Origin of the sequence: Marinimicrobium alkaliphilum (assembly GCF_003259155.1) — a bacterium.
In the GTDB taxonomy this organism is placed as follows: domain Bacteria; phylum Pseudomonadota; class Gammaproteobacteria; order Pseudomonadales; family Cellvibrionaceae; genus Marinimicrobium_A; species Marinimicrobium_A alkaliphilum.
Window position 1 is genome coordinate 116,727 of sequence record NZ_QGMQ01000006.1, and the last position, 18,977, is coordinate 135,703.

At 59.9% G+C, this 18,977-nt stretch carries 14 protein-coding genes; 7 read left to right on the forward strand and 7 right to left on the reverse strand.

Translation table 11 applies throughout. The annotated features are described in order from the left end of the window. The first annotated feature begins 18 nt into the window (after nt 1-18). The 5 genes from smpB (at nt 19) to DKW72_RS11135 (ending at nt 5,516) form a co-directional block, all read left to right on the forward strand. Complete coding sequence (smpB, locus tag DKW72_RS11115; RefSeq protein WP_111642442.1) at nt 19-495, forward strand: SsrA-binding protein SmpB; 477 nt, start codon at nt 19-21, stop codon at nt 493-495. 31 nt (nt 496-526) lie between these two features. Then, nucleotides 527-1,531, forward strand: coding sequence for an LLM class flavin-dependent oxidoreductase (locus DKW72_RS11120; RefSeq protein ID WP_111642443.1), 1,005 nt, complete (start codon nt 527-529; stop codon nt 1,529-1,531). 70 nt (nt 1,532-1,601) lie between these two features. Further along, the gene (locus DKW72_RS11125) at nt 1,602-2,951 is read left to right on the forward strand and encodes a sodium-dependent transporter (protein ID WP_111642444.1); all 1,350 of its coding nucleotides are present in this window, start codon (nt 1,602-1,604) and stop codon (nt 2,949-2,951) included. 112 nt (nt 2,952-3,063) lie between these two features. Continuing rightward, complete coding sequence (locus tag DKW72_RS11130; protein WP_111642445.1) at nt 3,064-3,717, forward strand: hypothetical protein; 654 nt, start codon at nt 3,064-3,066, stop codon at nt 3,715-3,717. Nucleotides 3,718-3,719: 2 nt separating this feature from the next. Then, the gene (locus DKW72_RS11135; protein WP_111642446.1) at nt 3,720-5,516 is read left to right on the forward strand and encodes an outer membrane protein assembly factor BamB family protein; all 1,797 of its coding nucleotides are present in this window, start codon (nt 3,720-3,722) and stop codon (nt 5,514-5,516) included. Between the two features lie 74 nt (nt 5,517-5,590). On the opposite strand, the gene DKW72_RS11140 is transcribed toward DKW72_RS11135, so the two are convergent. The 5 genes from DKW72_RS11140 to DKW72_RS11160 are packed head-to-tail and all read right to left on the reverse strand — an operon-like array spanning nt 5,591 to nt 11,910. Continuing rightward, on the reverse strand, nt 5,591-6,508 hold the full coding sequence (locus DKW72_RS11140; protein WP_111642447.1) for a mechanosensitive ion channel family protein: 918 nt from the start codon (nt 6,506-6,508) through the stop codon (nt 5,591-5,593). A gap of 21 nt (nt 6,509-6,529) precedes the next feature. Then, nucleotides 6,530-8,383: an SLC13 family permease gene (locus DKW72_RS11145; protein ID WP_111642448.1), complete on the reverse strand. Its 1,854-nt coding sequence runs from the start codon at nt 8,381-8,383 to the stop codon at nt 6,530-6,532. 45 nt (nt 8,384-8,428) lie between these two features. Then, on the reverse strand, nt 8,429-9,100 hold the full coding sequence (locus DKW72_RS11150) for a hypothetical protein (protein ID WP_111642449.1): 672 nt from the start codon (nt 9,098-9,100) through the stop codon (nt 8,429-8,431). A 4-nt stretch (nt 9,101-9,104) separates the two neighbouring features. Continuing rightward, a complete protein-coding gene (locus DKW72_RS11155) occupies nt 9,105-10,028 on the reverse strand; it encodes a carbohydrate binding domain-containing protein (protein ID WP_111642450.1) in 924 nt (307 codons plus the stop codon). Nucleotides 10,029-10,053: 25 nt separating this feature from the next. Continuing rightward, nucleotides 10,054-11,910 (reverse strand): sodium:solute symporter family protein, encoded by a 1,857-nt coding sequence (locus tag DKW72_RS11160; protein WP_111642621.1) that lies wholly within the window; start codon nt 11,908-11,910, stop codon nt 10,054-10,056. Nucleotides 11,911-12,352: 442 nt separating this feature from the next. On the opposite strand from DKW72_RS11160, the gene DKW72_RS11165 reads away from it, so the two are divergent. Beyond that, entirely contained in the window at nt 12,353-13,897 is a 1,545-nt protein-coding gene (locus DKW72_RS11165; RefSeq protein WP_198411319.1) for an MFS transporter, read from the forward strand. A 107-nt stretch (nt 13,898-14,004) separates the two neighbouring features. Next, the gene (locus DKW72_RS11170; protein WP_111642452.1) at nt 14,005-15,009 is read left to right on the forward strand and encodes a LacI family DNA-binding transcriptional regulator; all 1,005 of its coding nucleotides are present in this window, start codon (nt 14,005-14,007) and stop codon (nt 15,007-15,009) included. Here DKW72_RS11170 and DKW72_RS11175 read toward each other — a convergent pair whose 3' ends face one another. Beyond that, the gene (locus DKW72_RS11175; protein ID WP_111642453.1) at nt 15,010-16,209 is read right to left on the reverse strand and encodes an AGE family epimerase/isomerase; all 1,200 of its coding nucleotides are present in this window, start codon (nt 16,207-16,209) and stop codon (nt 15,010-15,012) included. A 116-nt stretch (nt 16,210-16,325) separates the two neighbouring features. Next, nucleotides 16,326-18,971, reverse strand: coding sequence for a glycoside hydrolase family 5 protein (locus DKW72_RS11180; RefSeq protein ID WP_111642454.1), 2,646 nt, complete (start codon nt 18,969-18,971; stop codon nt 16,326-16,328). Between the last annotated feature and the right edge of the window lie 6 nt (nt 18,972-18,977).

The window sequence follows — 18,977 nt, forward strand, 5'->3', positions numbered from 1 at the left end:
TGGTTGATATACGCCCCTATGGCCAAAAAGAAGCAGGCAGGCAGCAACACCATTGCCCTGAACAAGCGCGCCAAGTTTGACTATCACCTGACCGAACGCACCGAGGCCGGTATCTCGCTGCTGGGCTGGGAAGTCAAAAGCCTGCGCGAAGGCAAGGTTCAGCTGACCGACACTTATGTGCTGTTCAAGAACGGCGAGGCCTGGCTCCTGGGTGCCCAGATCACACCGCTAGCCACCGCCTCGACTCACTTTGTGACCGATCCCACCCGGACCCGCAAGCTGCTGCTCAAGAAGCGCGAGCTCGCCAAGTTCCAGGAGGCCGCTGAGCAGAAAGGCTACGCGGTGGTCGCTACCGCGCTCTACTGGAAAGGCCACCTGGTGAAATGCGAAATCGCCCTGGGCAAGGGCAAGAAGGAGCACGACAAGCGCGAAACCGAAAAGGAGCGCGACTGGAACCGGCAGAAACAGCGGATCATGCAACACACGGTGCGCTAGGCGCACCGCCACTCAACGACGGGAGCCCCTGATGTCTCTGATCGCTTCCACCCCTTTTTCCCTGCTGGACCTCGCGCACCTGCGCGACAACGGCAGCTATGCCGAAGCCTACGCCGAACTGGTGGACACCGCCCGGGAAGCTGAACGCCTGGGTTACCGGCGTTTTTGGCTGGCGGAACACCACAATATGGACGGCATCGGAAGCTCTGCCACCGCGGTGCTGATCGGCCAGGTGGCCGCTGCCACGCACCATATCCGTGTCGGTTCGGGCGGTATCATGCTCCCCAACCACCCGCCCCTGACCGTCGCCGAAGCCTTCGGCACTCTGGCCGAGCTGTTCCCCGAGCGCATCGACCTGGGCATCGGCCGCGCCCCCGGCTCGGACATGGCCACCGCCCGCGCCCTGCGCCGACGGCGCGATGACAGTGTTGACGACTTTCCCGAGCAACTGGCGGAGCTGCAGGCCTTTCTCGGTCCGGCCCAAGCGGGTCAGCGGGTCCTGGCACGCCCGGGGTGCGACACCCGGGTGCCGGTGTGGCTATTGGGTTCAAGCCTGTTCAGCGCCCAGCTCGCGGGACAGCGCGGACTGCCTTACGCCTTTGCAGCGCACTTCGCTCCGCGCCATCTGATTGAAGCCCTGCATGTGTATCGCGCCAGCTTCACGCCCTCTGAGGCGTTGACCGAACCCTACGTGGCGGTCGCCATCCCCTTTGCCGCTGCGGATACCGATGAGCGTGCCCGCACCCTGTTTACGACCATGCAGCAGAGCATCCTGTCCCTGGTGCGCGGCGAAAGTCTGCGCCTGAAACCCCCGGTGGCGAGTATGGAAGGCCTCTGGACGCCGGGCGAACGCCAGAGTGTCGACAGCTTTCACGACTACGCTGTGGTCGGCGGGCCGGACAGCGTGCGCGAGCAACTTGAGGCGGTGATCGATCTGACCGGCGCCGACGAGCTGATTTTTTCCAGCAGCTTTTACCATCACCAGGACCGCCTCCAGTCCCTGCGTATCGCCGCCGACCTCCAGCACACCGGTTGAGGCGTTTTGCCCCGCGGGGCGAAGGGGCTACAATGGCTGCTTTTGACGACCCCTTACCCAAGGACGCTCCATGACCCAGGCGCGCGGACAATTCAGTTCCAAAATCGGCTTTCTCATGGCCGCTGCCGGGTCCGCCGTCGGCCTGGGCAATATCTGGGGCTTCCCCACGCAAGCCGCCAACAACGGTGGCGCCGCCTTTGTACTGGTGTATCTGGTGCTGGCCTTCGTGGTGGCCTACCCCGCCCTGATGGCCGAAATCACTCTGGGGCGCTACGCCCGCAGCAATATTGTCACGGCGCTGGGCGGGCTTTCACCCACGCCCTGGAAGCGCTGGGCAGGGTGGATCACCGGGGGGATGGGGCTGCTGGTCGCGAGCCTGATTCTGGGTTTTTACACCATTGTCGCGGGCTGGATGCTGGGTGCCTTTATCGAACCGGGCGCCAGCCTGATCGGCGCCGACGCCCTCGGACAGTGGTTTGTCACCGACGGTTTCACCCGCAACCTGCTGCTGTGTTTTGTCTTCTCTGCCTTCTGTGCCTGGGTCATCGCCCGGGGCATCGAGCAGGGCATCGAGGCCTGGTGTACCCGCCTGATGCCGCTGCTGGCCGCCATTCTGATCGGCTTGATAGTCTATGTCCTGCAACAACCGGGGGCCAGCGACGGGTTGCGCACCTACCTGATTCCGGACTTTTCCCGCATCACCGATCCGGACCTGCTACTCGGCGCCATGGGCCAGGCGTTTTTCTCCCTGTCCCTGGGTGCCGGCGCCATGCTCATCTACGGCTCCTACCTGAAGCGCGACGACAGCCTGCCGCGCCTGGGCGTGGAAGTGACCCTGCTCGACACCAGCATCGCTTTTATCGCCGGGCTGCTGGTAATCCCCGCCATGTATGTGGCCCAGGCTCAGGGGGCCACCATCTTTGGCGAAGACGGCAACCTGCTCGCCGGCCCCGCACTGATCTTCCAGGTGCTGCCGAGCCTGTTCGACGGCATGGGCGCCGCCGGCCCCTGGGTGGCCCTGGCATTCTTTGCCTTGATGACCATCGCCGCGCTCACTTCCGCCATTTCCATGCTCGAGGTCCCCGTAGCCACCCTCACCGAAATCACTGGCCGCCCGCGCACCCTGATTACCCCCCTGGTCAGTCTCGCGATTTTTGGCCTCAGCACCCTGCTGATTTTCAATATGGACGCCCTCTTCGACCTGACCATCGTGGTCGCCACCCGCTTCGGCCAACCCCTATTGGGCCTGGCACTGTGCCTGTTCGCCGGCTGGGTCCTGCATCGGGATAAACTCCTGGAAGAAATGCGCGAAGGCCACCCGGGCATTGAGCGCACCCTGTTCTGGAAAATCTGGCCGGTGTATGTACGGGTCATCTGCCCACTGTTGATTCTCGCGGTGTTCGTCCAAAGCTTGCGCTAGCGCTCCCCCCTCGATATCCGCCCCTGTAAGCCGGATGTAAGGTGCGCTGGCCTACACTGCGCGCGCAAGAAACCTTCACTGGGAAGGTCGATAAACTTCGAGGGAAAGAAAAATGCGCTATAAAACGCTGGTTATGTCCTTATTCTTCTTCGCGCTGACCGTGGTCGGTTGCGGAGGAAGCAGCTCCACGGAGACCCCGCCTGGCAACGGCGGTAGTGGCGAGAGCAGCAGCTCCTCGAGCAGTGATAACACCGGTGGAGATTCCGGTGGTGAGCTCGGTCAGGTCACACTCACGGCCTCTGGTGCCGTCACGGGCCAGTTCAGCGGAATGATGGATTTCCATTATATGGAGTTTGATGACTTCGGTGTCGAAGGCGCCTCTTGGGAGCTGAGTGGCCATGACGGTGCCGACGGCAGCCAATCATTCAGCCTGACCATTTCGGTTGAGTCATTCGATGCGGGTGGCGACGGTATCGCCCGGCCGGAAGTCGGCACTTACGACATTGGCTTCGAAGCCAACAGCACCCAAGTGTTTAACGCCATTTTTACCCACATCGGTGAAGGCGGTTTCACGGATAGCACCGAATATGCGTCTGATATGGATACCCACACGGGGACCCTTACCATCACGGAATCCAATGCCGATACGGTGAGCGGCACGTTCGTCGCCGATCTTTACTGGGAAGACTACTGCACGGCTGAGGGATGTGTTGGCGACAGCATCAACATCACCGGTGAGTTCACCGCACACAATCGGATCTTTTAATCATGAAGCCTTTAAAACAATTCGCACGGCTGTGCGTGCCTGTAATTTTTGTCAGCGCCTGCGCAACACTCGCCCCTTCAGATATCGAGCCCGCCTGGCAGGCCGATATGCGGGTGGCACCGCTGGGCTCACTGCATGTAATGGACGACGCTCAGCGCTTGGTGGTGTCCAGTAATAAGTCCGTGTACCTGCTCGATGCCAGCGATGGCCAGCGAGTGGCCGCCTTCCCCGAGTCGTTTTGGGATGCCTTCCTGCGCGGCGGCACGAGCGTCGGTGTAGAGGTGGAGACCGGAGGTCGAACCGAGGCAGTTTCCCTTAACTCTCTGCTCTGGTCCGATGTCTACGACATTGCCGCACTTGAGGCGTCGTCCACTTTCTGGATGTTTGACTACCGCAAAGCACAGGAACGTATTGTTGCCGTGGATGCGCGCAGTGGTGAGCAACTGTGGGCATCCTCCGACTATGCCTACAGCCTGAGTAAATATGAGGGCCTGATCCAAGAGGCGGCGGGCCGTGCAGGACGGGCATTGGCCGGAGCCCTGGGCGCCGACCATGAAGCGGAGAGTCCCGAAGAGCGGCGCGAGCGTATGGCGGCATTCATGGAGCGCGTGGTGCACGAAATTCCCGGTTCGCAGGATGTCTTTTTCAAGACCTTCGACGGACTGCTGATGATGGACCCGCGCACCGGCCAGGTAAAGGCGCGTTTTGCAGACTTCCACGGTGCCGGCATTGCTGACGTGAAAGTCTTGCCGAACGGGGATTATCTTGTGCTCAGCGGGCACACCAGTATTGCGGATCTGTCCTTTTCACAAGGCGATTCGTTGGCGCGTATCCGCCCCAACGGGCAGCTCCGCTGGCTGGCTCAACACAGCGGCAGCCGCACCGGTGGCTTGATCATTGAGGGCGATGTCGCCCTGGTAGACGGCAGCCCTCTGGAGGCCTTCGACCTGAGCAATGGCGACAAGCTGTGGCAGGCCGAGAATAACCGGCGTGATGAAAACGACCACCATATCGTGTTGGACGGCGGCAGCGTCTATATCGCCAGCGCAGAGGCCGGCGGCGCCGCCGGTGCGCTCGGCGGTATGCTGGGTGATGCGGCAGTGATTCCCAATGCCCGTGTGGAACGACGTGACCTGCACACGGGCGAAAGGCTCTGGGCCAGCGAGGCTGCTCGCGGCCAGTACAATGGTCTGAGCGTGCATCAGGGGAAAGTGCTGGTTACCGGTCACGGCCGGATATTCGATGGCAGCGTCGGTGTGCGGGCATTGGATACCGACACCGGTGCCACCCTGTGGCAACAGGAAGGCCTGGCCTCAACCTGGCGCACGGGCCCGATGGTGGTCAGCCAGCCGCTGGTGGAGGGTGATCTGGTCATTGTGGTTGAGCGCGAGCATGTCAATGGCCTGGACCTGGCCACGGGCGAGCAACGCTACCGCCTCAATCACTCCGATGTGGGCAGTGGTTTACTCCTGGGGACAGAGCAGCTCAACAACACACTGGTGGTGGTCGGCAGCGAAGCCACACTGGGACTGGACATGAGCAACGGCACTCAGCTGTACGCGACCAGTACCGACCGGGTCAGCCAGTACCGCCGCCACGGCGACAGTCTGGTGTTGCAAACCCCGCTACGGAATGCCCAGCGCGTGAACCTGAATACTGGCGCCTCCAGTCCGGTGGTGCGCTTGGGGAACGATAGGGCCTACTTCGGTGACCTAACCAACGGCTTTGCGATCGAAGGCGACGCCCGGCAGGTTATTGGCGTGAGCGATGAGGGAAGGTTGCACGGCTATAGGTTCTAAGCCGCTGCTCGTCGAGGGCACCATGCCGGTGCTCTCGATGGTTCGTCAGTACTCTCATTAAGCCGGAATAACACTCAATCTCCCCCATACAACACCTTTTTCTCCCGCTCTTCATCATCCTGCCAGCGCAGATGCACATCCCGCTGGGGAAAGGGGATCGCGATGCCGGCGCGCTCGAGCTCGTCGTGGATGGCCCACAGGTAACGGGCCTGAGTGTTGGCGGGTCGGCCGACGTGATGGGGGCCGACCCAGACGGCGAGCACAAAATCGAGGCCGGATTCACCCATGTTGACCAGCCAGACATCGGTTTTGTGGGTGTCGTCGTCAAAGGTGCTGTCGACGGCATTCGCGGCGCGTATTCCGGCTTCTTTTACGGTGTCTTTGTTGGTGCCATAGGCCACGGAAAAAGGAATGCGCATGCGCCGCAGGCGGTCGTCGAAGGTCCAGTTGACCACACGGCTACTGGTGAATTCGCTGTTGGGTACAATCACATCGACACCGTCGTTGGTGTTGATGCGGGTGTAGCGCATACCGATTTCGAGCACGTGGCCGCGCACGCCGGATTCCAGATCGACGAAGTCGCCGATCTTCAGGGTTTTTTCCAGCATCAGCACAATACCGGAGATCAGGTTGTTGAACAGATTCTGCAACCCGAAACCGATACCGAAACCGATAATCCCACCCACGACCCAGAGGGACGTCATCTGCACACCGAGCACACTGAGTGCCAACAGAGCACCCAGCGCCCAGATCAGATAGCGCAAAATGCGCGCCCAGACATAAGCGCTGGCATCGTCCCGAATCAGGCGGGAGTTGCGCTGGGCAACACGCCGCACGCCCTGCTCGACCAGGTGCGCCAACCACCAGAGCGCCAACAGAACAAGGATCACCCCGAGTACATTGAGCAGGGTGATATCGACATTGTCAGTGCGCACCAAGGGCGTCCGAAACCAGCCCGGAATGCCCTCGCGCACGGCCGCTAAATCAGGCATGTGTTGTCCTCATTGTCTTTGTCATAAAGGCCAGATCCACAGCAGTGCCGGCACGCCGACCACCACCACAATGATTTCCATAGGCAACCCCAGGCGCCAGTAATCGCCAAACCGGAAGCCACCCGGGCCGAGAATCAAGGTGTTGTTCTGATGACCGATGGGGGTCAGAAAGGAGCAGGAAGCACCGACGGCCACGGCCATCAAAAAGGTATCCACACTGACTCCCAGTTGTTGGGCACTGCTGATGGCTATCTGGCACATGACCGCACCGGTGGCGGCATTGTTCATAAAATCCGAGAGCGTCATGGTCACCACCAGAATCAGCGCCACCGCCATAATGGTATTGCCCTGCGCCACCCTATCGAGCAACAGTTCCGCCACCAGGTCGGCCGCGCCGCTCGTGGCCATGGCGCCGGCCACCGGAATCATGGCGGCAAGCAGGACGATCACGGTCCAGTCGATGGAGTCGTACACCGAGCGCAAGGGCACGATGCGCAGGGCCATAAAGGCGAGCATACCCGTCGCAAAGGCGACGGCGGCGGGCAGCAGCCCAAAGGCCGCGCCGATCACCGCCAGTGCCATCACCACCATGGCAAAAGTGGCCTTGCGTTTATCCGGAATATCGATACTGCGCTCGGCCAGGGGTACACAGCGAAACTCGCTACTGAAAGCGGATAAGGCTTCGGGGGTGCCCTGCATCAAAAGCACATCGCCCGCCTGAATAAGCGTTGAACGCAGCCGCTTGATATTGCGCCGCCCCTGGCGGGAGATCGCCAACAGGTTGATGCCGTAGCGGGTACGCACCTGTATATCGCTGGCACTGTGACCCACCAGACTGGAGTCGGGCATGGTCACCAACTCTTGCAGAACAATTTCGTCACCCTCGGACGATTTTTTCTCGCTCTTTTCTTTGTCGTCGTCCTTGGCCTGGGCTTTTTTTTCCTCTATCTGCTCATCATCCGCCTCATCGGCGGAAGGCTCTGGATCAATGGCCTCCTCCAACGTCAGGCCGATACCGGACAGGGCACTGGAGAGGGATTCCGGTTCGGCCTCGATAACCAGAATGTCACCCGCGCGTAGGATCCGGCGGTAGTTGGGCGCCGTTACGCGCAAATCGCTGCGCACCAGACCGACAATCTGGGCATCGGCTTCCTCGAGCAGCGCTTCAACCTCGCGCAAGGTCTTGCCATCGACCTTGGTACCCTCTCCCACGCGGACTTCGGTGAGATAAACACCGGTATCAAAACTGCCGGTGCTGGACTGTTCTCGCTGGGGCACCAGGCGCCAGCCCACAAGCGCAATAAAGACCACACCGGTGACCGCCACCAACACCCCTACCGGGGTGAAGTCGAACATACCGTAACTGCCCAACCCGACCTCGGAACGAAAGCCCGAAACAATCAGGTTGGGCGGTGTGCCGATGAGCGTGGTCATGCCGCCGAGGATAGTGCCAAAGGCCAGGGGCATGAGCAGCTGGCCGGGCGGCAGGCCTTTTTTATTGGCGACCTGAAGAGCCACCGGCATCAGCAGCGCGAGGGCGCCGACGTTGTTCATAAACGCGGACATCAAGGCGCCAATACCCGTCAGCGCGGCGATCGTAAGGACTGTGCCGGCGTTTCTGGGCATCAGCTTCTGGGCGAGCAGATCGACCGCGCCGGTGAGCTGTAAACCGCGGCTGAGCACCAGTACACAGGCAACCGTAATCACCGCCGGGTGACCGAAGCCGTTGAAAGCGTCAGCGCTGGGAATCAACCCGGCAAAAACACAGGCAAGCAAGGCACCCAAAGCGACCATATCGTGCCGCCAGCGGCCCCAGAGAAACATCCCCAGGGTCATGGCAATAATCAGCAGAATCAGGCTTTGGTCGAGGGTCATAGGCGTCCTGACGCGGGGATTTACCCCAGTATAGCCGAGCCGCCGTTAAAAGCGGCCTCCAAGGGTCAGGCTGGTATAGGTCTGATTCATCCGCACCGAACCGGCGGCGCGAAAGTCGAGCGTGGCGTCCAGGCGTCGAACACTCGCTCCCAGGGCGAAACCGTTGGGAAATATCAGCTCGACCCCGGCGCGCCGGTAGAGCCCCAGTCCCAGGTCATAGCGGTGCGTGCGGGTATCCACGGTCACGTCCCCAGCCGTACCCTGCACTGAGGTCCCGGAGCCGCGATCGCTGCGACGCAGTGCACCCCAATACAGTGAGGGGCCGGCGGCCGCGTAAAAACGCAGGCTGGTCACCGGTGTCGCGCTGACAAAGATGCCTCCGGCAATATCACCGCTCCACAGGTCACTGTAGACACTGACCCCGGAATTGCCACCGCCAATCACCACCAACAGCTCCCGGTCACTGTCGTAGCCCACATGGCCTCCCCCCTCCAGTCCGTACTGGAGCCATCCGACATCGGCCGGGCGCTGATAAAAGTAACCCAGGGTATGGAGGGAGCGCACGTCCATCAGGTTTTCCCAGGGGTCACTGGTCCGGTAATCCTGATTGAGCCGGTGGCTTCCCAAGGTGACCTGCACATGGCTGGCCACTGGCTGAGCCAGTGCCGAGGGTGCTACCGCAACCAGCAGCCAGAGGACAGAGCCGCGCAAGATCATGGCATCATTCCAGATGAATATTGTCGAGGTAGAACCGCTGGGGCGCGTCCAACCGGCGGGTAAACCAGTAGATTCGTTGAATCCGGTGCAAATCCAGCGTGCGCTCTTGCGGTGCCTGTTCGATGTCGGACAAAGGGATACGGTAATGATTCCAACCCGGCTCCGCGACCAGCAACCGGTTGAACCGATCCGCATAGCCCCGCTCGCGTCGGTCGTGGGCCAAGTCATCGATGCGTATACTCACGCGCAAGGGCTCGGCCTGAGGATTGTGGATATCAAAGCGCAAAGCGTCGTAGCCGCGCCAGTCGGTGGCAACCCGGTCGAACACCGCCCCGGGGTAAGGCACGTGTGCCGGCAGGGTCACCGCCAAACTGGACTCACCCACACTCACGGGCGACACCACCCGAGCCAGCTCACCGCGCCACTGGCGACGGTCGAGTGGCTGCTCAAAATCAGCCAACACAGGCAGTGCCCGGCGGGTATCACGGTGCAGCTGGACGTCGCCAATCAGCGGCATCAACTGCCAAAGGAACAGGCCGCTGACCACCACGCGTACCCCCCAGATTGGCAGACTGGGCCGCTGAGCCCAGGCCAGAGCCAGCCAGGTGCCAATCAGGTTGCGCAGCACATCGTACCAACAGGCGTTGCGCCCTACCTGGGCCTGAATGGCCTCAATGGCCACACTCAGGGCCATCACCGCCATGCTCGCCCATAACCAGTGGCGCCAGGTAGGCAGCGGCACCCGGGTTTGAATGACCAGAAACAGCAGAAAGAAGAACCCAATGTGACCCGGCCCCCATATATGGGGGTAGAAGGCAAACAGCCCCCAGTCCGGGGCCGTGAAAAAAAAGAAAGGAAAGACCAGCAGGAGCAGCAGTCCCCCCAAGGTCACCATTAGTCGAACACTGAGACGGCGCGGATCGATCATGGTGCCTTGGCGGTGACCTCCAGAGTCAGGGTTGGACCTCCCGGTTCTCCGGCAGGTATTCAGCGGGCAAGTCCTCGGGGTAGTCCCGCAGCTTCAAATACCAGTTAAAGTACAAAAACACGCTGGTAATAGCAACGACCACCATCGCCATCACAAATTCCGGCCAGTGTTTGATGACCATAAAGATGGGCGCCGCTACCAGCCCCGTTTGCCAGATAATACCCACGACGACATTCACGGCATCGCGACCAAAGTCCTCGTTGCGCTTGAGCTCGGGGTAGTCCTTGAGCAACTCCCGATACACCGGCCCCCAGAAGCCCCAGGGGCGCACCTTGAGATAAAACTTTTTGAGCACGGCCATATCGTCCGGCGGCGTGAGCAACGAGCCGAGCACACAGGCGGCGGCCGAGGCCAGCAACAGGAACGGGAAGGCCCGCAGGGGCATGATGTCCGTCATCGCCAGAGGCAGCGCAATCACCAGGCCCACGGTCATACCGGCAAAATAGCCGATACCGTTAAAACGCCACCAGTACCACTTGAGCACGTTGGACGCCGTGTAGGCCCCAAAGAACGCACTGACAATCCACTGGATGATGGTGTTGAGGTTGGGAATAAAAAAGCCGATACCCACCCCCAGCACCACAAACAGCAGAGAAACCACGTAGCTGACCCTGACATAGCGCTTGGGGTCGGCATTGGGATTGATGTAACGTTTGTAAATGTCATTGACCACATAGGCCGGCGCCGCGTTGGTGGTGGCCGCAAAGGTGGACATAAAGGCCGCCAGCAAACCGGCAATCAGCAGGCCGAGCAGGCCGGCGGGCACAAACTCGCGCAGCGCGAAGGGCAGAATCTGCTCAAAGTCCACGTCCGGCCCCATGGCCTGCAACTGCGGCAGAAAATACACCAGCGCCAGAATGGTCAACCCGGCGATCAGCATGTAGCGCGGAAAAATCAGCACCACGTTCACGAGCCAGCTCATCTTGGCAGCCTCTCGCGGCGTACGCGCCGACAGAATCCGCTGCATGTCGTAGTTGGGTGCCGGCCCTGCCATACTTTGCAGGATGCCCTTGAGCAGCATCAACATGAAGAAGACGGTAAAGAGCGAATAGCCGTCATCCAGAATCCGTGCGTTCGCCGCCTCCAGAGTCCCGGACCAATCCAGATCCAGCTCCCAGCCGAAGAAAACACTGGTCCAGCCGTCGGGAATCACGGCACCCAGCGCTTCGCTCGACACCGCGTTCATGGCAATGATACCGACCGCGACACAGGCGACGGTCATGATGAAAAACTGTAGCACCTCGGTAAACACCACACTGAACATGCCGCCCTTGACCACGTAAACCGTGGTGACTGCCGTGATGATGAACCCATAGAAAATGTCGTTCCAGTAGGGGTCGGCGTGCAACTGCCAGGGCAGAAACACCGAGGCGAATTTACCGATACCGATAAAACCGTAGGCAAGGAAACTGATCACACTGACCAGTGCAAATATCACCACGATCAAGTGTGACAGGCGCGCTCCCACGCTATCGCCAAAACGGAAGGTGATCCACTCGGCACCGGTCATCACCCCGGAGCGGCGCAACCAGATGGACAGGAACACCATCAGGAAAATCTGGTTGAACACCGGCCAGAGCCAGGGAATATAAATACTGGTGAGTCCGTAGACAAAGAGCAGGTACACCAACCACATGGTGCCACTGATATCGAACATGCCCGAGGCGTTGGAGATCCCCAGGTAGTACCAGGGCAGCTTGTTGCCCCCGAGAAAATAGCTCTGGATATTTTTTGAGGCGCGCCGGGAGATCCAGAAGCCGATCACCAGCGTGGCGACAAAATAAGCCAGAATGATAAGGATATCGATAGGTGCGAGTTGCAACTGCATGGGCGGGTATCCACTTATTATGAGCTGGTCGGAGTATAAACCGATGCCAGCGGGTACGAAAGCCATCAATGTAATCGGTTACATATCACTTTGCAACCCCTCTCACAACTTTTGCAGACAGCGCTGTCAATTCAAGTCCGATCGTCATATACTCTGGTCAAAATGACATTAAGCGCAAGCTTGGGAGGCTAGCCCGAGCGCCGAAGTCAGGTACACCCTTCCGGGACCGTCTGTCGCCTGGACGACCCACAGGGAAGTGGGAAGTGCCCCGAAGCGCCTGGAGCGCGTAGGGGCCGGCGGCAGTCGAGCCCCCAGGGATGGGTTTACGGCGTGTCCCGGAAGGGTGTACCTGACTTCGGCTCACATCGGCAGCAGCCCCCCAAGCTTGATTATCGAGCTGGCAGCTATCCACCACAAAACCAATAAGAGGTGTCCCGTGTCGACAACCCCGAACCACAAGCTATCGTTCTTTGAAAAAAGCGGCTATGCCATGGGCGACGCCGCCGCCAATCTGGTCTGGCGCGGCGCGCTGGCCTATCTGGCGGTATTTTATACCGATACCCTGGGCATCTCCGCCGCTGCGGCAGCGGCGCTATTGCTGGTCGTGCGCCTGTCCGACGGGGTGACCGACATCGTCATGGGCATGGTGGCGGATCGCACCAAGTCCCGTCACGGCAAGTTCCGCCCCTGGATACTCTGGTCGGCACCGGTGCTGGGGCTGTTTATGATCCTGGCTTTTACCGCGCCCAATGTGAGCACAGAGATGAAACTGGTCTGGGCCTATTTCACCTATATCGGCCTGACCCTCGCCTATACCGTCAACAATGTGCCCTACTCCGCACTCATGGGTGTCATGACCCCGAGCCATGCCGAGCGCAGCGTGCTCTCGGGTTACCGCTTTGCCGGGGCCTTTTTGGGGGGCGTACTGGTGATGGGCTTCACCCCGGATATGGTGCAGTACTTCGGCCAGGGTGACGACGCCCGCGGCTACCAGTACACCATGTACGTATTTGCGGCCCTCCTGATCGGCCTGTGCATGATCACCTTCTTCAGCACCCGGGAGCGAGTCCAGTCCTTGGCGTCCCAGGGCTCGCTGCGCAAAGAGCTGAAGGACCTGGCGTTCAACCTGCCCTTCATCATCGTGCCCCTGCTCTCGGTATCGCTGTTTTTCTACTACCGCAACGTCTACACCGGGCTGTTCTTCGTGCTCGTGATCGCGGTGACCTGGTATGCAGTAGACAAGCTGATCAAAAAGCCCGAGAGCGATACCACGCCGTCGCAGCGCGACCTGATCGACCTGATCACCAACAAACCCTGGCTGATGATTTTGGGCCTGGGCTTTTTGACCATGATGTTCAACGGCATCAAGTACGGTGTGGTGGCCTATTACTTCAGCCACTATGTGGGCGATGTCACCCTGGCTGGGCGCTACTTTATTGTCCTGTTGATCGTCTCGATCATCGCCGCCTTGGTAGCGGGCTACCTGGCGCGACTGCTGGGCAAGCGGACGCTGTTCATCATCTCGCTTGTGGCCAGCGGCGCGCTTACCAGTCTGCTGGCCTTTGCCGGCCCGGACGACATCCTCTACGTGTTCATCATCGGTGGCGCAGCGGAATTCTTTGCCGCCTTTATGCCGGTGCTGATCTTCAGCATGCTCGGCGATGCCGCCGACTACTCCGAGTGGAAGCACGGCCGCCGGGCTACCGGACTGTTCTATTCTGCAGGAACCTTTATCCAGAAAACCGGCGGCGGTTTTGCTGGCGCGCTGGTGCTGATCGTCCTCGGCGCCTATGGCTACGTAGGCACCGACCCGGAAACCATTGCCGCAGCGACCCAGGGCATGATCCATCTTATGAGCTGGATCCCCGCGCTGTTTGCCTTTGGCGCCATTGCACTGCTGCTGGTATACCCGCTCCACGCCGAGCGCATGAACGAGATTGAAGCCGACTTGCAGGTGCGACGGGAAAAGGCCGGGTTATAACTGAACACTGTTTCGGGCATCAGAATGGGGCCTGGCACTAGCCAGCCCCAGCCAGCTGTAGTAAGTTCCCGCTAACTGTTCGCCGATTCATAACACGAGTCTTGCCCATGTCGAGTATCCGCGATGTCGCCCGCGAAGCCGGTGTGTCTGTTGCCACCGTTTCCCGAGCCCTGAGTTCGCCCGAAAAAGTCTCCCCCGCCAGCTTGGCCAAAGTACAAACAGCCATCGACAAAGTCGGTTACAGCCCGAATATGCTCGCCCGCAACTTCCGCTCGGCCCGCTCCTACACCATCGTGGTACTGGTGCCGGACATCACCAACCCCTTCTATTCCCAGGTGATTCGCAGCATCGAGGACCGCGCGCAGCAGAAGGGCTACGCGGTACTGCTCGGCGATACCCGCCGGGGTGAAGCTGAGCGCGAACAAGAATATGTGCGCCGAGTGGAAACCCGCCTTGCCGACGGTATCATTCAGTTGCGACCACACTCCGAAAAACAGGGTCACACCATCCCGAACAGCGTGGCCTGCGTCCACGCCGCCGGCTGCGAGCTGACCTACGGCCCGTCGATTCGGATCGATAACCGAGGCGCCTCCAAGAACATGGTGGACTACCTGATTTCGCTCGGGCACAAGCGTATTGGGGTCATATCGGGGCTCAAGGACAACCCTCACGCCATCGACCGTATGGCCGGCTACAAAGAAAGTCTGGCCGAGGCGGGGCTACCCTTTGAAAAAGAATTGGTTGCTGAAGGGGACTTCACCATGTGGTCGGGCCTCAATTGCGCCCACCAGTTCTGTAACTTGGCCAATCCGCCCACCGCCATTTTCTGCATGAATGACGAGATGGCGATTGGCGCCATCCAGACCCTCAAGTCTCAGGGGTTTCGGGTACCGGAAGATATTTCAGTCACTGGCTTTGATGACATCCCCTACGCCCGCTACTGCGACCCCGCGCTGACCACCATCGCCCAGCCCACCGAGGAGATGGGGAAGATGGCTATGGATATGCTTCTGCGGGTGATCAACAGCGAACCGCTGGCACAACGGGAGTCCGTGTTGCCATCGGAGTTTATTATCCGCAAAAGTACCGGGCCGGCAAAACAGAGAGGCTGATCAGCCGCCCTCCGTCAGCGCCACTTCTGCCGCATAGTCGGCCAATTCTGCGGCGGCAATCACCAGATGGTAAAGGGTGCTTGCCGGTGCGACGTCCACCATCACTGCATCGTTTTCGTCGCGACGATCCACGTAGGTTCCGGGCTTGGCGCCGCACAAGTAACAATCAAACAGAGCATTCACGGCCTTGATCACTCGACCCTGGGCATCGGCATCGCCGGTCCGCGCCCGGGCAATGCTGGCTTTGATCAGCTCGGTCATAGGCCAGCTGCGCTTTGGCCCTTGTGTTTGCGGGGCATCTGCATCGACCTGGTCGAGAATCAGACCGCTCGACGTCTGCCCGATGGCCAATGCCTCCCGATACAGGCGCTCGGTATAATGGCCCACAGGCCGGTCTGCCCAGCGGCCGTAGCGCTCCAGCAACCACACCCATTCGAGCATGTGGCCCGGCTCAACCACCCTCCCGGCTTCACCCGGCGCAAGCCGCCAGTCCCGCTCAAAAAATTCAAACAATAACCCCCGCTGAGGACAGTAAAAGCAGGTTTCAAACAGGGTGAATATTTCCCCGGCCCGCGCCAACCAGTGCCCATCGCCGGTGACCTCGTAGAGTGCCTGAAAGGCCTCAAACAGATGCATGTGAGGGTTCTGACGGCGGTAGGTATAGGCGTAGTCGCCCTCAATCCAGCCGCCATAGTCGGCCCCAAAGCGTCGGTCGAGAAAACCCACCAACGCCCGCGCGGCCTCCAGATGAGCCGGATCACCAAAGGCCTTGTACTCCCAGGCACAGGCAAGCAGGTGAAAGGCATGGTCGTAGAGGTCCTGGCGCCGGTCGATGACGTCAAAGCGAGGGTTAAGCAGGTGGCTGTACCCCCCCGCCGCGCCGGCGGCGCGATTGTCGAGAAAGTGGCGCATACGGCGCACCGCCGTAAGGGCCTCCGGCCCGGCCCAACCCCGACAGTAGGCAAAGCTGTAGGCAAAGATCTGACGCGCTTGCACGCGCACGCGGATATTGGCCTGGGTATCCGGGCGGCCGTCAGCGAGCATCTGCTCATGGTGGGCACCGGATTCAGGCTCGATGCCGTGTGCCAACCAAAACGGCAGGGCCTGCTCACGCAGCCAGTGGCCGAGCCGCACAGAGACTTGCGCCAAAGCGTCGGCGGAGTTGCCTTTTACGGGGGAGAAAGGCGACGTTGGGATCATCGGTTGGCTCCTCAAGCTTTCTACCAGTATGTCATAAAAAAGCCCCGGTACAACCGGGGCGCAAGGTACAACAGCAAGCACCACCCTCGGCGAGAAGAGGGTGTGAAATCCCGGGGTCAATCCCCGGGGAAGTTGGCCGGCTCAGCCGTTTCCTGCAAGCCGCCTTTACCGCTCACGATCACATCACCACGCTCGGTCAAGCTGACGCTGGTGTCCGCCGACTCGGAGATATTCAGTGCCTCCTGGCCTTCGGCTGCGCCAATCCAGGTCGCGGCAATCCAGTGAAAGGGCTTGGAGCGCTCGACACTGTGAATGTCTTCCAGAAGTTGCACGTCGTTCAAGCCGCCTTCGACAAAGTCCACGCTCAGACGGTCAAAGTCCGAGGCGTAATGGAAGTCGACAATGTCAATGACCTCTTCCAACACTTCCACAGGGATATACCCCTCGATGCGCATCTCACCCACACGAATCGGTGAGTCGGGAATGCCATACAGGTTCACACCCTGAAAGCCGAAATGCTGAGGTAAACCGTTGCGATTGAATGCCTCGGGCAATTCCATTTCAAATTCCACGGTCATCCACTCCCCAGGGGTAATATCCTCCATGGTCCACTCACCGATATTGGTGTGGTTGGACCAGTTGGAGTCCTGAATGAACAGGTAGAACTCAAAGTCCTCGGGCGCGTCGGCGTAGGCCTCGTCAAAGTACAGCTGTAGATGTACCACCAGGCGCTCACTGGTCAGATCGAAATTCTCGACATTGTTGAGATCGTTCTTCTGCAAGGCAAAGGCGCTGTGGGCACTGCTTTCAAAGGGATCGCTCACCTCAGAGAGACGCGGAAGAATCACCAGGTCACCCTCCTCAGCAGAAATGGTCGCCGGAATCTGCTCCCAGGCGAGGTAAGCCCAGCCGTCGGTACCCTCACTGAAATCGGATTGGTATTGCACACCCCACTCAAGTGCGAGTTCTTCCTCGGGCATACCGAAGATGGTGATATCGTCAAACAGAATGGGCTCCTGACTGCCTGCCAGACTACCCATCTGCAAGCCGATGTCGTTGCCCCCTTCCCACTGACCTTGCAGGGTCACTGTAAACCATTCGCCAAAGGCCACATCGTCCTGGCCAATGTAGTTGGTGCTCTGCCAGGTTTGGGTCGCCCCTTCATCGTCGACACGGGTACTGGTGTTGGAGACTGCCGCAAAGTACAGCCCCTCGGTCTCGGCCGCGTAGGATTCGGGGATGAAAACCCGCATACTGACTTCGATGTCGCCGTCGTAGCTGACACCTTCAATGCCATTGTAAAAAGCCAGCACTTCGCCTTCGCCGTCACCACGCACCAACCCCATGGCACCGTCTTCCGACACCACAGTGGTGTTCATCCAGCTCGCGGGTGTCCAGCCGTCTGTACCGCCTTCAAAATCCCAGAACGCCAACTGCTCGGGCACTGACGCTTCAATGACCTTGATGTTGTCGATCACGATATCTCCCCCGACTTCGGGCGCCTTGCCGTTGGCCACCAACTCGACACCGATGTGCGTGACCGCACTCAGGTCGAAATCATCTTCTGCCCAACCCAACGAGGAATGATCGATAATCGCGCGCCGCAATGTGGTCCAGCCACCTGCATTCATGCTGTACACGCCATTCCAACCCAGGTTGGCGTAACGCCCCTGAGTGTCGCGCATGTAAGCCTGCAAGCCCATGGTCCCGTCATCGACGTAGGCGCCGTCGAAGTAGATCTCCAGGCTGACTTCCCGACCAAAGAGATTGAGCACCTCGTTCATCTCGGCCACATAACCGACCTTGTCCTCAGGACTTTGCCATTCAATGGCCAAGCCAGCAGCGTAGTCGCCCACGCCCTTATCGAGAATTTCCGTGTGGCGAACGGCGTCCTCTTCCGCATTGAAATCGCCAAACTCGCTCATCAACAATGGTAGGCGTTCGGCATCGAGCAGGCGCATATTGGCGGCCACATCGCTCCCCGATCGCCAGCGCGCCCCGTACCCATGTACCGATAGTACGAGGTTTTCCTGCTCGTCAGCGGCAAACAGCTCACGTCCGCGGTTACCCAGGAAGGCGTTGTAGTCCTGACCGCAGCCGGGAGCGTCAATCACCAGCGGTACGTTGAAACCGTTGCGACGGAATTGGGTAATGAGCGCCTTGTAGTTATCGATGTAGATGCGATAGCCCATGCTGTGGGCATTGAAGATGCCGGTCGGCCCCCATGCACTGGCCAGGTTCACCATGATATGCGGCTGAAACCGGTCCTGCACCAAAACACTGACCCAGCGGTCCATCCACAAATTATTGAAGGCATCGAACAATGCGTCGCTGTCGTTGCCACAAGAGAGCGTGTCACTCCACAAGCTCAACACGGCAATCAGGTCATTCTCCACCACATGCATAAGCGCGGTTTCAAGCTCCTGTTCGGTGGTGTCCGGACGCAGCATCAGACGCACAACATTGGAGCCCACTTCACGAATGGGCACAATGCTCTCAATCCGCTCCATGGGATCGGCGCCAAAGTCCAGATTGATGCCGCGCAACATCACCGGCTCACCGGTGGCATCGAGCAGAGTGCGCTCGTCGGTGGTAAGCACCGGGGCATTTTCCGAGGGACGCGGGCGATTGGGATCGCCCTCGACCGGCTCGGGAATCAATCGATGATCCTCAGCATCAGAAGTGCCGAGCATGCTGCCGCCGCAGGCTTGTAAAACCAGCGCTGACGCAGCCAGGGCCAGATAGCTCAATTTCTGTTTCATAATCAA

Bases quoted from the DNA above. Each gene is read 5' to 3' on its own strand.
- smpB (WP_111642442.1), top strand. From the start codon at position 19: ATGGCCAAAAAGAAGCAGGCAGGCAGCAACACCATTGCCCTGAACAAG.
- DKW72_RS11120 (WP_111642443.1), top strand. From the start codon at position 527: ATGTCTCTGATCGCTTCCACCCCTTTTTCCCTGCTGGACCTCGCGCAC.
- DKW72_RS11125 (WP_111642444.1), top strand. From the start codon at position 1,602: ATGACCCAGGCGCGCGGACAATTCAGTTCCAAAATCGGCTTTCTCATG.
- DKW72_RS11130 (WP_111642445.1), top strand. From the start codon at position 3,064: ATGCGCTATAAAACGCTGGTTATGTCCTTATTCTTCTTCGCGCTGACC.
- DKW72_RS11135 (WP_111642446.1), top strand. From the start codon at position 3,720: ATGAAGCCTTTAAAACAATTCGCACGGCTGTGCGTGCCTGTAATTTTT.
- DKW72_RS11140 (WP_111642447.1), bottom strand. From the start codon at position 6,508: ATGCCTGATTTAGCGGCCGTGCGCGAGGGCATTCCGGGCTGGTTTCGG.
- DKW72_RS11145 (WP_111642448.1), bottom strand. From the start codon at position 8,383: ATGACCCTCGACCAAAGCCTGATTCTGCTGATTATTGCCATGACCCTG.
- DKW72_RS11150 (WP_111642449.1), bottom strand. From the start codon at position 9,100: ATGATCTTGCGCGGCTCTGTCCTCTGGCTGCTGGTTGCGGTAGCACCC.
- DKW72_RS11155 (WP_111642450.1), bottom strand. From the start codon at position 10,028: ATGATCGATCCGCGCCGTCTCAGTGTTCGACTAATGGTGACCTTGGGG.
- DKW72_RS11170 (WP_111642452.1), top strand. From the start codon at position 14,005: ATGTCGAGTATCCGCGATGTCGCCCGCGAAGCCGGTGTGTCTGTTGCC.
- DKW72_RS11175 (WP_111642453.1), bottom strand. From the start codon at position 16,209: ATGATCCCAACGTCGCCTTTCTCCCCCGTAAAAGGCAACTCCGCCGAC.
- DKW72_RS11180 (WP_111642454.1), bottom strand. From the start codon at position 18,971: ATGAAACAGAAATTGAGCTATCTGGCCCTGGCTGCGTCAGCGCTGGTT.